Annotated in this window: 10 protein-coding genes; 1 reads left to right on the forward strand and 9 read right to left on the reverse strand. The window is 71.4% G+C overall.

Annotated elements, in window-relative coordinates; genetic code table 11:
* Positions 1 to 25: 25 nt before the first annotated feature.
* The 5 genes from DEIGR_RS12705 to aroA form a co-directional block, all read right to left on the reverse strand.
* Positions 26 to 271, reverse strand: coding sequence for a hypothetical protein (locus tag DEIGR_RS12705; RefSeq protein ID WP_058977781.1), 246 nt, complete (start codon positions 269 to 271; stop codon positions 26 to 28).
* A gap of 149 nt (positions 272 to 420) precedes the next feature.
* Positions 421 to 4,812 (reverse strand): SNF2-related protein, encoded by a 4,392-nt coding sequence (locus tag DEIGR_RS21080; RefSeq protein WP_058977783.1) that lies wholly within the window; start codon positions 4,810 to 4,812, stop codon positions 421 to 423.
* A gap of 229 nt (positions 4,813 to 5,041) precedes the next feature.
* Entirely contained in the window at positions 5,042 to 6,160 is a 1,119-nt protein-coding gene (locus tag DEIGR_RS12715; protein ID WP_083524048.1) for a PQQ-dependent sugar dehydrogenase, read from the reverse strand.
* A gap of 78 nt (positions 6,161 to 6,238) precedes the next feature.
* Entirely contained in the window at positions 6,239 to 6,520 is a 282-nt protein-coding gene (locus DEIGR_RS12720) for a YiaA/YiaB family inner membrane protein (RefSeq protein ID WP_046844247.1), read from the reverse strand.
* 267 nt (positions 6,521 to 6,787) lie between these two features.
* The gene (aroA, locus tag DEIGR_RS12725) at positions 6,788 to 8,113 is read right to left on the reverse strand and encodes a 3-phosphoshikimate 1-carboxyvinyltransferase (RefSeq protein WP_058977785.1); all 1,326 of its coding nucleotides are present in this window, start codon (positions 8,111 to 8,113) and stop codon (positions 6,788 to 6,790) included.
* Between the two features lie 240 nt (positions 8,114 to 8,353).
* On the opposite strand from aroA, the gene tnpC reads away from it, so the two are divergent.
* The gene (tnpC, locus tag DEIGR_RS19705; protein WP_083523938.1) at positions 8,354 to 9,748 is read left to right on the forward strand and encodes an IS66 family transposase; all 1,395 of its coding nucleotides are present in this window, start codon (positions 8,354 to 8,356) and stop codon (positions 9,746 to 9,748) included.
* A 270-nt stretch (positions 9,749 to 10,018) separates the two neighbouring features.
* Here the strand turns inward: tnpC and DEIGR_RS12735 are convergent, their stop codons facing one another.
* From DEIGR_RS12735 to DEIGR_RS12750, 4 genes are read right to left on the reverse strand one after another with little or no spacing between them, the layout of a single operon-like run.
* Positions 10,019 to 11,017 carry a 3-oxoacyl-ACP synthase III family protein gene (locus DEIGR_RS12735; protein WP_058977787.1) on the reverse strand — a complete coding sequence of 333 codons (999 nt, stop codon included), beginning with the start codon at positions 11,015 to 11,017 and terminating at the stop codon, positions 10,019 to 10,021.
* Complete coding sequence (locus DEIGR_RS12740; RefSeq protein ID WP_058977789.1) at positions 11,014 to 12,318, reverse strand: F390 synthetase-related protein; 1,305 nt, start codon at positions 12,316 to 12,318, stop codon at positions 11,014 to 11,016. The genes DEIGR_RS12735 and DEIGR_RS12740 overlap by 4 nt, the downstream gene beginning before the upstream one ends.
* On the reverse strand, positions 12,315 to 13,127 hold the full coding sequence (locus tag DEIGR_RS12745) for an MBL fold metallo-hydrolase (protein WP_058977791.1): 813 nt from the start codon (positions 13,125 to 13,127) through the stop codon (positions 12,315 to 12,317). Before DEIGR_RS12745 ends, DEIGR_RS12740 begins: the two co-directional genes overlap by 4 nt.
* Positions 13,124 to 14,092: an NAD-dependent epimerase/dehydratase family protein gene (locus DEIGR_RS12750; RefSeq protein ID WP_058977793.1), complete on the reverse strand. Its 969-nt coding sequence runs from the start codon at positions 14,090 to 14,092 to the stop codon at positions 13,124 to 13,126. Before DEIGR_RS12750 ends, DEIGR_RS12745 begins: the two co-directional genes overlap by 4 nt.
* Positions 14,093 to 14,210: the final 118 nt, after the last annotated feature.

Below are 14,210 nucleotides of genomic sequence, written 5' to 3' on the forward strand. Positions count from 1 at the left end.
GGGGTTTTGCATCGTCTGTTCGGGGTCACCTCTCCCCCGTTCGGGCACAGGAGTCGTCGGTGGGACAGTTCTCCCCTGGACCATTCCCCAGTGGATCAGCCATGGATGGCGCGTCGTCGGTGGGCAGCGTCTCCAGCAGCCACACGAGGTGCCCCGGCGCGGTCAGCAGGTCGGTGGGCAGGAGGGGCAGCACCCGGTCCCAGGTGGGCGGCGCGAGCAGCAGCGCGGCGGTCCCGAGGCGGAGGGCGGCGGCGGTCAGGACGGTACTCATGGATCAGTCCCCCGAGGCTCCGTGAATGCGGAGTCGGGGTTCATGACACGCCCGCACCCGTGACCACGCCGTGCCCGGCACGTGACCGCGAAGCACGGAAACGGGAGGGGCCGCGCGGCGCGACTCCCTCCCGGACCGTCGGGACGGGTTTACCCGACCTGCTCGACCCCGCTGCGTTCGGGCAGGTCGCCGTCCTCGTCCTCCAGCGGCGCGAACAGGCGGTCCAGGTCGGCGGACGTGAGCTGCGTCGCGTCGCTGAGGCCCCCGTCGAGAATGCCGCGCGCCAGGGACGCCTTGCGGGCCTGCAGGTCCAGGATGCGTTCCTCGACACTGCCCGCGGCGATCAGCTTGTACACGAACACCGGTTTGTCCTGCCCGATGCGGTAGGCGCGGTCGGTGGCCTGTTCCTCGGCGGCCGGGTTCCACCAGGGGTCGTAGTGGATGACGGTGTCGGCGGCCGTGAGGTTCAGGCCGACGCCCCCGGCTTTCAGGGTGATCAGGAACACGTGGGTCCTGCCGTTCTGGAACGCGTCGATCTGGCCCTGGCGGTCCTGGGTGCTGCCGGTGATCATGGAGTACGGGATGCGCTGTTCGCGCAGCCAGTCCTCGAGGTGGCGCAGCAGCGTGGCGAAGCCGCTGAAGATCAGGACGCGCCTTCCCTCCTCGATCATCTGCGGGAGGTGCGCCTGGAGCCAGTCGAACTTGGCGTTGTTCTGCACGCCGCGCGCTGCGTCGAGTTTCACGAGGCGGGGGTCGGTGACCGCCTGCCGCAGCTTCAGCAGCGCGTCGAGGATGGCGATGGTGCTGCGGGCCAGGCCGCGCGCGCGGAGTTCCTCGCGGACGCGGGTCTCGGTCGTGACGCGCACCGTCTCGTACAGGTCGCGCTGGTCGCCGTCCAGCGTGACGCGCACCGGGATCTCGGTCTTGGGGGGCAGTTCACGCGCCACGTCGCGTTTCTCGCGCCGCAGGATGAACGGGCGCACGCGGGCGGCGAGCGCCTGACGGCGGGACGCCTCGCCGCGCTTCTCGATGGGCGTGCGGTACAGCTCGCGGAACGTCTTCTCGTCGTGCAGCAGGCCCGGCGCGAGGAAGTTGAACTGCGACCACAGTTCGCCCAGGTGGTTCTCCAGCGGCGTGCCGGTCAGCGCGAGTCGGTGCCGGGCGCTGAGGCTCCCGGCGGCCTTCGCGGCGGCCGTGCGGGTGTTCTTGATGTTCTGCGCCTCGTCGAGGATCACGAGGTGGTACTCGAACGCCCCCAGTTCCGAGATGTCGCGCGGCAGCAGCGGGTACGTCGTGAGGATCAGGTCATGCTCGGGAATCCGCGCGAACTGCGCGCGGCGGTCCTTGCCGTGCAGCGTCAGCACCCGCAGGTCCGGCGTGAACTTCGCCGCCTCGGCCTGCCAGTTGCCGATCACGCTGGTCGGCGCGACCACCAGACTGGGCCGGTCCGCGCGGCCGGACTCCTTCTCCAGCAGCAGGTGCGACAGGGTCTGAACGGTGTTGTGCGTGACGATGTACTGGTCGGTGACGTACAGGCGGTCGGCGGCGGCCACCGCGATGCACTGCGCGGGCTTGCGACCCACGTACTCGACCTGCCGGATGCCACGCGTGGGCGGGTACTTGGTCGGACGGGCGTAGGCGGCCAGTTTGGCCGGGAGCCGGAACGGGTCGAGGTGCGCCGGGAGTTTCAGGGTGACGCGCCACGCCTGCCCGGTCCGCCGCTCGCCCTGGTACACGTGGGTGGTGACTTTCGGTTTCAGCCGCGCCGTGCCGCCCAGGGACTGCACGAGTTCCACCACGCCGAGCGCCAGTTCCCTGGACACGCTGGTGTACTCCACGACCGCGCCCGCGTGCCCATCGGTGTCCAGCAGGCCCTGCAGGAGCGCGAGGCGCTGGGCCGGGCTGCCCAGCAGGTAGTCGGGGGGAATGAACTTGGAGTGACTGGTGGTGCCGTGCAGGCCCAGGGTCCGCAGGGCGTCCTTGAGGGGGTTGGGCGTCCACTGGCCGGGCGTGGTGAGGCGGTACGTACTGACCTGCGGGGTCAGGCGGATGGCGTGATTGGCCGCGACCGGTTCAGGCAACGCGAGGGCCGACACGATCTCGTCCTCGGTCGTGATGGCCAGACTGTTGCTCAGGTGCCCGTCGCCCAGCAGCGCTCCCAGGGTGTAGGGATCGACGGGCAGGTCACGGGACGCGAACTGCACCGCCTCCACGACCGGCAGGTAGTGCTTCAGGTTGCCCGCCGCGTCGGTCAGGGTGCCCCTGATCTGCGCGGTGGTGAGCACCTGCTCGGGCAGTCCGCGTTTCTTGCGGACCGGGGTGTTCACGGCCCAGAGGTGTTCCTCGTCGACCTCGACGCTGGCTCCGTCCGTGAGGGTCACGCGGTAGATGTCGCGTTCACCCTGCGGGTACACGCCGATCACCTGGGTGGGGCGACCGTCGCGCCCGATGACGTGATCCCCGACCTGTAGGTCGCCCATGGTGCGCCAGCCCAGCGGGGTCAGGATGCGGGCGTCGAGCGGCTGCGCCTTACCCAGGCCCATGTCGTCGGCGAGGATGCCGCCCATGCCGTACTCGCGCAGGAATTGCAGCCACGCGACGCCCTGCCGCTGGTAGGGGCGCAGGTCGGCGCGCAGGCCCTGCGGGGGGGTGATGTCCTGCACGCCCCGGAAGTCGCGCAGGCGGCGGCCCAGGTCGAGGAGGCGTTCGGCGCCGAGCCAGCGGGCCTGCACGGCTTCTTCCAGCTGGGCGACGCGGGCGGCGTCGAGGAGCGGGAGGCGCAGGGGGCCGGGGGGCAGGTCGCGGAGGTTGAGTTCCACGAGGACGCCCAGGATGGCGCGGACGCGTCCGGCGGGCAGGGCGACGCGGCGGCCGTCGCCGAGGGAGGCGTGCAGGACCTCGTCGTCCTGTAGTTCGGCGAGGGCTTCGGGGGTGAACAGCTGGGGCTGGCGGGCGATCAGGTCGGCGAGGATGGGGATGAGGCTGAGGCGCTGGCCGTCCACGACGATGCCGAGGTCGAGGGTGAACCAGCCGCCGTGGGAGTCGTCGGTCTCGCCGTACCAGTCGGTGATCTCCGCGAAGTTCAGTGGGAAGTCCGGGTGGACGTGGATGGTGAAGCCCTGCGCTTCGAGGTCCTCGCGCCCGGCGCGCATGAAGGCCATCCAGGCGTCGTCGTCCCCGAGGGTGAGGAGGTGGTCGCCGCCGGGAACGGTGTATTCGTGGCCGTAGGCGTCGTCGAGGAGCATGAAGCCGCTCAGGGCGACCGTATGCGCGGCGTCGCGTTCCGCTTCGGGGTCGCGGGTGACGCGGGTCAGGACGCCGTTCCGGAAGACGGCGGGGCCGGTGCCCGCGTGGTCGTCGGGGACGGTGAGGCCCGCGTAGGCGTGCCGGAGTTCCGCCAGGGGCAGCGTGACGGTGTGCCGCGCGCCGCTGAAGGCGTGGTGGGTGGCCTCGCGCGCCAGGAGGTGCAGTTGTGGGGTGTACGGCAGGCGTTCCTCGCGGACCTGCACGGTCTGCGGGATGGGCAGGTTCAGGCCGGAGGCGGTGATCGCGTGGGCGAGCGCGACGGCCTGCGCGGGCGGCAGCACCGGGCCGGACAGGAAGCGGGCGGTGACCTCGGCGGGGGCGTCGGTCTGCACGCGCGAGAGGGTCAGGGCCGTGGGCCGCACCGCCCAGGGGGGCGCGACGGGGAGCAGCTGCGCGTCCGGCGCGTCCGGGAGGTGCACGGCGGGGGTCTGCGCGCCGCGCGGGTCACTGAGCCACGCCAGCTGCCCGCTGAGGTCCGGGCCGCGCGTCAGGGGTTGCTCGGGCCGCTCCCAGCACAGGCGGCCGCTGCCCAGCAGGTGCTCCAGCAGCAGGTCCGCGGCGGGGTGGTCGGTCAGGGCGTGCAGTTCCTCCTGCCAGCGGCCCGGCTCGTGCGTGGCGGTGGTCGCCATTTCCAGCAGGCGCAGGAGGTTCGAGTCGCGGCGCACGAACGCGGGCGCGCTGCTGAGGTTGCGGGGCAGCGGGTAGCGTTCGGCGCCCTTGACGTCCGGCTGCTCGCCGCGCAGGGGCACGCGCAGGAGTTGCAGCGCCACGCGCCGCCCCCCCGCCGACGAGCCGGGCGGCAGGGAACGCAGCACGTAGCGCAGTTCGAACTGACGGCCGCGGCTGGGGCTGCGGGTGTCCGTGAAGGACGCCAGCCACTGCTGCGTGCGGGCGTCCAGCGGTTCCTCGGCGGGGGCGGGTTTTACCCCGTCGGCCGCGTCGCGGGGGGCGGGGCGCGGCCCGGCGGGCGGGTCGGTCGCCAGCACGAGCGCGGCCACGTGACGGCAGCGGTAGCGCCCGCAGGTGCAGGAGCTGCCGCGCAGTTGCGGGTCCGGCGGGGGCAGCAGGTCCACCGTCGCGTGGTAGGGCACGCCCGCGTCGGTGACGGTCGCCTCGGCGTGCCAGCCGTCGTCCGTCCACTCGCGGCGCACGTCGGTGACGGCCTCCTCGCGCAGCGCGAGGCCCTGCGCGGCGGTGTCGAGCGCGAAGCCTGGCGGCAGGCGACTGAGTTTCATCGGGCCCCCGCGTGGACACCTGCGTCAGGCGTCCACCCCTGCGGGCGGGACGGAATGACCATCACGACGGGAACAAACACGCCCTCCAGTGTACCGCGCCCCACCTGATCCTGAATCCGCAGTCCAGCACAGAGCGGCGGGTCGGCTGGACAGCTGTCCGAACCCCACCACCCCGCAGCGCGCCGGGCGGGACGGTGAACACCCCCTCCACCCCGTCCGGCGGCGCGGTTCAGCGGGCCTGGATGCGCCAGACGCGGCCCTCGCCGTCGTCGGTCAGCAGGAGCGACCCGTCCGCCGCGACCGCCAGATCGACCGGGCGGCCCACCACGGTCTGCCCGCGCAGGAAGCCGGTCAGGAAGTCCGTGACCCGCCCGGTCTGCGGGTCGATGGTGATCACCTTGTAGCCGCTCTTCTCGCTGCGGTTCCAGCTGCCGTGCAGCGCCACGAACATCTGTCCGCGGTACGTGGCGGGGAAGGTCTTCCCGGTGTAGAACGCCAGGCCCAGCGGCGCGGAGTGCGCGGTGGTCAACGCGAAGGCGGGCGTGGCGGCCTTGCAGGTCTCGGCGGTCTTCTTCCCGAAATCCTTGTCCCACACCTGCGCCTGTCCGGGCTGGGTGGTGTAGCAGTACGGCCAGCCGTAGAACCCGCCCGGCTTGACCTTGTAGAACCCCTCGGGTGGGAGGTCGTCGCCCAGCTGGTCGCGGCCGTTGTTCGTGGCGTACAGCTGCCCGCCGAACCACTCGATCCCCACCGCGTTGCGCAGGCCCGTCGCGTAGGGTTTACCGTTTTTCCCATCCGCGTCGTACACCCAGATCGCGGCGCGTTTCGGGTCGCTTTCCTCGCACACGTTGCAGGTGCTGCCCACCGACACGTACATCCGCCCGTCCGGCCCGAACTCCACCGTGCGGGTCGAGTGGCCACCACCGCCCGGCAGGTCCACCAGTTTCGTGGGCGCGGCGCTGGCCTTCACGTCCCCGGCCCTGTACGGGAAGCGCACCACGCCGTCCGTGTTCGCCACGTACAGGAACCCGCCCCGGATGGCGAGCCCGTGCGGCTGGTTCAGCCCGCTGGCGAACACCTGCTTCCCGTCCGCCTTCCCGTCACGGTTGCGGTCCGGCAGGACGTACACGATCCCGGCGCCCGTGTCACTCAGCAGGACGTCCCCGTTGCTGGCGACCACCATGAAGCGCGGCTTCCTGAAGCCGTCCGCGTACAGGTTCACCTGAAATCCGGCGGGGACCTTGAGGCTCTGCGCCACGCCGGTGCTGCTCTGCGCGCAGCCGGTGCCCAGCAGGCCGAGGGTCGTGGCGGCCAGCGCCGCCGGGAAGGCCAGTCGAGTTAAGAGCATGCCTCCAGCAGATCAGCCGCTCATGAGCCCGGCATACCGGTGCGCTCAAGTGCGGCTTCACGGGCCGGAGTGTCCGGATCAGGTGTCGAACTTGCTGAGCACCTGCTCGGTGCGCGCACTCTTGACGCGGTTCACGAGCCGTTCGTGTTCGTGCCGGTCGCGCAGGCTCTTGGAGAGGGTCAGGGTGCTGGCGGTCAGGAACAGGGTGCCCATGTACAGGTAGCCCTTGATCCACCAGTCCACCGGGATGAAGTAGATGCCCAGGATCATCAGGCCCAGCGCGGTCGTGAACGCGATCCAGATGAAACTCAGCCAGGCGGGGGAATCACCGACGATATCCGGGTTGCTGAACTGCGTCATGGGGACAACCTCCTGTGACGGGCCCTGCGGACTGTGACGGGCACTGCCGAGGATTCTGCCGTGACGGGCACGCGCTGCGCCGCTCACGTGCCCTTGCGCCGTTCCGGCCGGGCATGCTGGTGACCCGCCGCCCAGCTCGCCTCAGCATAGGAGCGGGACAGCCGTCCCACTCCGGCTTCTGAACGCACTGCAAAAAAGCCGCTCCGCCCCTCTCCCAGACACGAAAAAGCCACCCCAGTTCAGGGCAGCTTTTCGGTCGCCTGCCCGTCAGGCGCGCGTGGCTTCCGGGTACTCGAACCTCGCCCCGAGCGTTTCGAGGTGACGGAAGAACATGGGGTAGCTCTTGCGGATGTGGTGCGCGCCCGTGATGCGGATGGGGGCCTGCGCACTCAGGCCCAGCACGGTCAGCAGCATGATCATGCGGTGGTCGCCGTGCCCGTCCGCCGTGACGCCCCCGGCGAGGCTGGGCGTGCCCGTGACGGTCAGGCTGTTCTGCGTCTCCGTGACGGTCAGGCCCAGGCGCTGGAGTTCGCGGCGCGTGTCGCTGATGCGGTCGCATTCCTTCAGGCGCAGCGTGTACACGTTCTCCCAGGTGGTCGTGCCGTCCGCCAGCGCCGCCGCCCCCGTCAGGGCCTGCACGGCGTCCGTGAAGCCGTCCCCGTCGCGCGTGACCGCGTGCAGGGGCCGCCCGCCCCGCACGGTCAGCACGTCCCCGTCCCGCACGATGTCCGCGCCCATCTCGCGCAGCACCGCCACCGCCTCCCGCTCGCCCTGAAGGTCCTGCTCGCGCAGGTTCGACAGGCGCACCTCGCCGGGCCGCGTGACCGCCGCCGCCAGGATCGCCGCGCTGCCCGGGTAATCCCCCGGCACCAGCACCCGCCCCGCCCGGAACGCCTGCCCACCCGGAATCGAGATGCGGCTCAGGTCGTCACTGGCCGACGCCTGCACCCCGAACGCCGCCAGCGTGTCCAGCGTCTGCCGCAGCGGCGCGTGACTCTTAATGTCCCCCGTCAGGCGCAACTCCAGCCCGTCCGGGAGCAGCGGCCCCAGGAACATCAACGCCGACGCGTACTGACTGCTGCGCTCCGCACTGACCTCCACCACCCCGCCCCGCACCGGCCCCGAGATGGACAGCGGGAACATGCCGTCGCGGCTCTGCACCCGTGCCCCCAGGCGCGACAGGGCCTCCAGCAGATCCCCCTGCGGCCGCCGCCCCAGCGAGTCCGGGTAGTCCGTCACGAACGCCGTCCCGGTCGTCAGGGCCGCCACACCCATCAGGAACCGCGCCACCGCCCCCGCATTCCCCGGATTCAGCGTCACACCCGAGCGCGGACTGCTCCCGAATCCACGGATCACCGCGTCCCCGCCCACCAGCTCCACGCCCGCGCCCCAGTCCTCCAGGCACCGCAGCATCGCCCCGGCATCCTCACTGGTCGCCACGCCCACCACCCGCGACTCCCCCTCCGCCAGCGCCGCCGCCAGCAGGTACCGCGTCGTGTAATTCTTACTCGGCTGCGCCCGCAACTCCCCCCGCAACTCCGCGGCGGGATGCACGATCACGTCAAACTTCTCCGGCAGGCCATCCGCACTCATGGGGCCAGCGTAGCCCGCACGCCCACACCACGCCGGGACGCTGTACAGGAGGGGGAGTGGGTTGTGGGAAGTGGGAAGGGAGGCTGCTGCGCAGCGGGACCCCTCTGCTTCGCAGCTGTGCCAGTCAGTCGCCTACGGCGACAGCTCCCCTCAAAGGGGAGCCAGGAGAGCACGCTTCTGCCAAGGCGAGGTAACTGCTCAGCAGGGTGATTTTCCGGAGTCGATTGGGTAAGGTGGACCATCAGCGAGGTCCCCTGCCCAAACTGCAAACGACTCGAGGCACGCGTCCGTGAACTCGAAGCCCAGCTCGCTGAGGTGCTGACTGAACTTCGCACCATCAAAGCTCAACTGGCCCGAAACAGCACCACATCCAGTCAGCCTCCCAGTCAGGACAAGCCCTGGCAGCCCAAGAGTGAGCGCCAGAAGACCGGCCGGTCTTCTGGCGCTCAACCCGATCACCCCGGCAAGACCCTCAAGATGTCCGCGCATCCCGACGTCATCGTCGATCTCCCGGTGACGGGACACTGCACCTGCGGGCAGGCCTGGGATGACGTTCCAGTCGACACCCAGGTCGCTCGACAGGTTCATGACCTCCCCGACCTCCACCTTCAGGTCACCGAATACCGCGCCGACGTCAAGATCTGCCCTGGATGTCGTTCCCGGCAGCGAGCACCCTTCCCCACGCACGTCACGGCTCAGGTGCAATACGGTCCACGGGTCCACGCCTTGACGGTGTATCTGAACGTGGCGCACTTCGTGCCCCTCGAACGCACCAGTGAAATCCTGCACGCGGTCTGCGGAGCACGCCCGAGTGATGGCACCATCGCGCTGAACCTGAATCTGGCAGCGGAGCGACTGCAGGACTTTGAAGGGCGACTCAGGACAGCCCTGACACATCAACCGGTGCTGCATGCAGATGAGACCGGCAGCCCGGTGAACGGGAAGCTGCACTGGATGCATGTCGTGAGCTGCGCGCAGCTCACGTTCTACGGCCAGCATGCCCGGCGCGGCCTCGCGGCACTGGAGCACATGAAGGTCCTGCCGAAGTACACCGGCATCCTGGTCCACGACGCCTGGAGCTCGTACTTCAAACTTCCGGCACAGCATGCCCTGTGCGGAGCTCATCTGTTGCGGGAGCTGCGGGGATTGGCCGAACACCATGGGCAGGTGTGGGCTGGCGCACTTCGGGAATCGCTGAGGACGGTGTATCACGACCTGAACGCCGGGACGCTGAGCCCAGAGGCCCGCACGGCGTTTGAACGGCGATTTGATGAACTGCTTGAGGAGGGCTTGCTGGCCAACCCAGCCGCGCCGCCCGTTCCAGGGCGACGCGGTCCGACGAAGCAGTCACATGGGCGGAATCTGGCGTTGCGGTGCCAGCAGCACCGCGCAGCGGTGCTGCTGTTCCTACATGACTGCCGAGTGCCGTTTGATAACAATCAGGCGGAGCGGGACGTGCGGGCATGGTGCGTGAAACGCAAGGTATCTGGAGGATTCCGGTCCGAGGAGGGTGGGTGCAATTTCGCTCGGATCAGGAGTTACATTTCCACGTTGCAGAAGCAAGGTCTCAGCGTCTGGGAGGGCTTGGTCAGCGTGTTCACGGGTGACGTGCTCATGCCTAACTTCAACCCCTGAGCTTGCCCTGCTGAGCAGTTACAAGGCGAGAAAAGTAAATCAGCGGCGCGAAGCGTCCCGCCACAGCTTCTGACCGCTGACAGCCACCGGCCGTCGTGCGCGAAGCGCGCGGGCCTTGCGGGGGCGCGGAGGATGGCGTCGAAGCCGGACACGTCACCGTCCAACACCAACACGCCGCGCAGAAAGAAACTCTTGCCCAGTGCAACGCTGCTCCCCCTGCCCCTCTGGGGTAGGGGGTTGGGGGGTGGGGCAACGCACAGACCAACCCCGTTACAACTCCCAGATCACCCCACCCGCGATCAGCCCCGCCCCCGTGCCGACCAGCAGCGCCGTGTCCCCCTCCTTCAGCCGCCTCGCCTCCACCGCCTGATGCAGCGTGAGGGGGAGGCTGGCGGCGATGACGTTGCCCAGGGTGCGCAGGGTGACTTCGACCTGTTCCTCGGGCCAGTTGTAGCGGCGCAGCAGGTCGAGGCCCGCCTGACTGGCCTGGTGGGGGATGACGCGCGTGATGCCCGGCAGGCCGTGACTCAGGCCGGGTCGGAGGCGTTCGAGGAAGGGCGGGACGACGCGGCTGGCGAGTTTGAGGACTTGCAGGCCCTGCATGTCGAAGGTGAAGTCGGTGGGGGCGGCGCCGGGGTGGTTGGGGTGGCGGAGGGTGCCGCCGCCGCTGATGCGGGTGTGGTCGGCTCCGGCGGGGTGGGTTTCGATGCGGGTGGCGTGGAGGCCCTGGCTGGGGCGGGTGGGTGGGCCGAGGAGGATGGCGGCGGCGCCGTCGCCGATCAGGAGGGTGCTCTCGGGCTGGTGGGGGTTGAGGCCGACGCTGCCGCCCTCGCTGCTGATGATCAGGACGTGCCGCGCCTGTCCGGTGTGGATGAGCAGGGCAGCGTGCTGGAGGGCCAGCAGGAAGCTGAGGCAGGTGCCGTGCAGCGAGTAGGTGGCGGCGCCGCTGAGGCCGAGTTCGCGGGCGTAGAGGGCGGCGCCGTCGGGGATGGGTTGCAGCTGGCTGCCGCTGGCGTTCAGGAGGACGTCCACGTCGCCGATGTCCAGTCCGGCGCGGTTCAGGGCTTCGCGGGCGGCCTGCGTGCCGAGGGTCAGGGCGGTCTCGGTGCCGGAGAGCCAGCGGCGCTCGTGGACGCCGCTGCGTTTCAGGGCGACGGCTTCGGGCACGCCGCACAGCCGGGCGACCTCGGCGGTGGGGACGCGTCGTTCGGGCAGGGCCTGCGCGGTGGCAAGGAGGCGCACGCCGAGGAAAGTGTCGTTTGGGTTCATTCGGGCCTCCAGCTGCGGGTGACGCGGCGGCGTTTCGTGCCGGGCGGGGGCGGGTCGAGGGGCCGGATATCGAGGGTGAGGCGCCCTGGGTCGGCGTGGCTGCGGTGCAGGGCGTCCCGGACGGCGCGCAGGGCGTGGGTCTGGGTGTCGGGCGTGTGCGGGTCGAGGTGCAGCGTGATCTGGTGGGGGCCGGTCTGGTCGGCGCGGTACTCGCGCAGGTCCGGCACGGCGGCCAGCGCGCCGCGCAGGAAGTCCGGCCAGACGGTCACCCTCTCCCCTGCCGTGCCCGGCAGGTGCAGGGCGTCGTCCTGCCGCCCGGCGATGCTGTGCAGGCGGCGCGCGGCCTGCCCGCAGGGGCACGGGTCGGGGTGGAGGCGCAGGGCGTCGTCGAGGCGGTGGCGGATGAACGGCTGCGCGCGGCGGCGCAGGTCGGTGATGACGGGGCGGTGCAGGCCGTCCCCCAGCGGTTCGAGGTCAAAATGGACGTGCGCCTCGTTCAGGTGCAGCGACCCGTGCGGGCACGGCAGGGCCAGCAGGCCCTCGGTGGCCTGATAGACCTGCACGACGTCCCCCCAGCCTCGCAGGGCGGCCTCGTCGTCGGGGTCGAGGACTTCCGCGACGCTGATCACGCGGGCGCGCAGCTGGATGCCGGTGCGGTGCAGGGCGCGCAGCACGCCGGGCGGCCCGACGAGCAGGGTGGGCGCGTACGCCTGGGCCTCGGCGGCCAGGTCGGGCAGGGGGCGCAGCAGGTCGAAGAAACGGAACTCCAGCTGGCGGCGGCGGACGCTGCGGTACAGGGGGCTGTCGGCCCGCAGGAAGAACGCGACCCGCTGCGGGCGCAGGAGGCCCCACAGGCCGCCGGGCAGCAGGTGGCGCAGGACGGTCCCGGCCCAGCGGGCCTGCTCGGCGCGGCTGACGAGGAAGACGCCCTGCGTGCCGCTCGTGCCGGTGGACAGGCCGACGGTGACCGGTCCGGCGGGCGTGGCGAGGGTGGGCGTGAAGTCGCGGGTGCGTTCCGCCTGTCGCCCGACCGCCAGCGCGCGGTCCAGCGTGACGCCCACGGTGTTCAGCGTGTCGAACGTGGCGAGCATGGCGGCCTTGTCGGTGGGGGGCAGGTCGCGCCAGCGGCCCAGGGGGAGTCCGGCGGCGCGGAAGCGGGCGGCGACGGCGGGGCTGTGCGCGGCCACCCAGCGCAGGTGATCGTGCGCGAGGCGGTCGTGGTGGCGGTCCAGCGCCGCGCGGCTGCGGAAGGTCAGGCGGGCGTCGTCCAGCGCGCCCAGCAGGGTCAGGACGACGCTCAAGTCCAGCCCTCGGGCGCGTCGTGGCTGACGTGCAGCCTCGCAGCGGGATTCGCGTGCAGGAAGGCGCGCAGGGCCGCGCCGCTGGTGGCCTCCTGGGTGGGGTCGTGGAAGGCCACGCGAGCCAGCGGGTGCACGGGGCGCCCCTCGCGGCCCGCGCGGACGCTCCAGGCGGCGTCGGCGGCCAGGACGGTCAGGCCCGCCTCCTCCTGCGCCAGGAGGCCCACCATGCCCGGCGCGTGTCCGGGAAGCGGCACGGCGCGCAGCAGGCCGTCCCCGAACACGTCCGCGACCTCCGCGAAGGGGTGCAGGTCGACCCCGGCGTCCGTGAAGTCCAGCCACGTGCAGCGGTCCTCGAAGTCGTCGGGAAGGAGTTCCGGCAGGTACGCGCGCCGAACGGCCCGCACGCCCCGCAGCGCCCGCAGGGGCTCCCAGGCGCGGCGATCGAGGTGGAAGGTCGCGTGCGGGAAGTCGCGCAGCCCGCCCACGTGATCGGCGTGCAGGTGCGAAACGATGATGTGCCGCACCTCCTCCGGGGGGAAGCCCATGACCCGCAGTTGCTCGTGGGCGGTGTCGAGCGGCCCGACCTGCACGGGCGTGATCAGGCCGTAGATCAGGCCCGGCCAGCGGCGCATGGCGGTCACGACGTCCGCGCCGTAGCCGGTGTCGAACAGCACGGGGCCGCGCGTGGGGTGCAGGATCAGCGTGAAGCCCGCCGGGTACGCCTGCACCCGCCACGGCGCGCCGCGTTCGGTGATCGCCGCGAGGTTCAGGCACGACCCGGCCCGCAGGGGAATGACGCGGACGGTCACGCTGCCCCTCCGTGCAGGGCCGCAAAGACGTCCGCGAAACCCTGCTCGGGCGTGACGACCGGCGCATACCCCAGCCGCTCGCGGGCGCGCGTGAGGTCCAGCGTTATGGGCCGCGTCAGCAGGCGCACGCCGCTGGCGGTCAGGGGCGGCTCGGGCCGGTCGGGGTGCAGTCGCGCGCCGAATTCCAGCGCCGCCGCCACTCCCTCCAGCAGCCGGGCGGGCACCCGGCGGGTCGGTCTGGGGACGCCCAGCGTGTCGGCCAGCCGGTCCAGCGTCGCCCACAGCGGGATGGCCTGCCCATCGGTCACGTTGAACACGCCGGGGGCGGGGCGGGTCAGGGCCAGCGTGATCGCGTGGGCGACGTTGCGCACGTCGGTCAACTCCGTCCAGACCTCGCTACCCGTCAGGCGCGGCAGGCGACCGGCACGCAGCGCGGCGGCCAGACGGGGCACGATGCTGGTATCCCCCACGCCGTAGATGCCGCGTGGGCGCAGGATCGTCGCGTCGGGCAGCGCGGCACGCACCGCCTGTTCCGCCTGCCACTTGCTACGGGCGTAGGGGCTGTCGAAGCGCGGGCCGACCGGGGTATCCTCGCGCACCTGTTCCGTGCGGCCAGTGGCGTTGTACACGCTGGGTGTGCTGACGTGCACCAGCCGCACGCCCCGCCGCGCGCACGCCCGGGCCAGTGCCGCGCTGGGGGCCACGTTGTCCGCATGGAAGTCCGCCGCGTGCCCCCACAGCGTCGAGCGGGCCGCCGCGTGCACCACCCCCTCCACCCCATCCAGCAGGGCGTCCCAGTCCGCGCCGCGCAGGTCGGCCGCCACGAAACGCACGCCGTCCGCCTCCAGCGCCGCGCCCCTCTGTAGGTCACGGCCCAGGCCGCGCACCTTCCATCCGTCGGCGGCCAGGGTCCGCGCGGTCACCCCGCCGAGGAACCCGGTCGCGCCCGTCACCAGAATGGTCATCGTTCGTGATTATGGACGCCCCGCCCGCACGGCGCCGCCAGATCTGAACGGCGTTCAGGCCATGCGGCGCACAGGACCCTGCGCCGTTCGGCCGAGGCACAGGCCAGGAACCGCCCGG

It is taken from the genome of Deinococcus grandis (genome assembly GCF_001485435.1).
GTDB classification, from domain to species: domain Bacteria; phylum Deinococcota; class Deinococci; order Deinococcales; family Deinococcaceae; genus Deinococcus; species Deinococcus grandis.

Bases quoted from the DNA above. Each gene is read 5' to 3' on its own strand.
- DEIGR_RS12705 (WP_058977781.1), bottom strand. From the start codon at position 271: ATGAGTACCGTCCTGACCGCCGCCGCCCTCCGCCTCGGGACCGCCGCG.
- DEIGR_RS21080 (WP_058977783.1), bottom strand. From the start codon at position 4,812: ATGAAACTCAGTCGCCTGCCGCCAGGCTTCGCGCTCGACACCGCCGCG.
- DEIGR_RS12715 (WP_083524048.1), bottom strand. From the start codon at position 6,160: ATGCTCTTAACTCGACTGGCCTTCCCGGCGGCGCTGGCCGCCACGACC.
- DEIGR_RS12720 (WP_046844247.1), bottom strand. From the start codon at position 6,520: ATGACGCAGTTCAGCAACCCGGATATCGTCGGTGATTCCCCCGCCTGG.
- aroA (WP_058977785.1), bottom strand. From the start codon at position 8,113: ATGAGTGCGGATGGCCTGCCGGAGAAGTTTGACGTGATCGTGCATCCC.
- DEIGR_RS12735 (WP_058977787.1), bottom strand. From the start codon at position 11,017: ATGAACCCAAACGACACTTTCCTCGGCGTGCGCCTCCTTGCCACCGCG.
- DEIGR_RS12750 (WP_058977793.1), bottom strand. From the start codon at position 14,092: ATGACCATTCTGGTGACGGGCGCGACCGGGTTCCTCGGCGGGGTGACC.